This is a genomic window from Gemella sp. GH3 (assembly GCF_013415425.1).
Taxonomy (GTDB): domain Bacteria; phylum Bacillota; class Bacilli; order Staphylococcales; family Gemellaceae; genus Gemelliphila.
The window spans coordinates 1-384 of sequence record NZ_JACBYC010000241.1 but is presented as its reverse complement, the minus strand read 5'-3'; the positions used below and the strand labels follow the sequence as shown (position 1 = coordinate 384).

Below are 384 nucleotides of genomic sequence, written 5' to 3'. Positions count from 1 at the left end.
ACGATTAGTGTCAGTAATCCAACTATAGAAGTAGGGAAACCTACGTCACCAATTAGCGTTACAGTTACAGATAATAGTTCAGATCCGGTTAAAACAACTGTAACAGGATTGCCAGATGGATTATCATTTGATAGTACTACTAATACCATTACAGGTACACCTACTCATATAGGTACAACGACTGTACAAGTGCATTCTGAAGATTCAACTGGTAATGCTTCAGATAGCAGCTTTGTCATTACAGTTAAAGATTCTACTGGACCAACGATTACACAGATTAGTAATCAATCATCAGAAGTTTATAATCCAATCCATCCAATTACGATTAGTACAACAGATAATAGTGGGGCTAAAGTAGTTAGCGAAGTATCAGGCTTGCCTGAT

At 37.0% G+C, this 384-nt stretch carries 1 protein-coding gene; it reads left to right on the top strand.

Translation table 11 applies throughout. The features are described 5' to 3' along the window. A partial coding sequence (locus HZY83_RS07995) for a putative Ig domain-containing protein (protein WP_179943509.1) occupies positions 1–384 on the top strand: 384 nt, incomplete at both ends.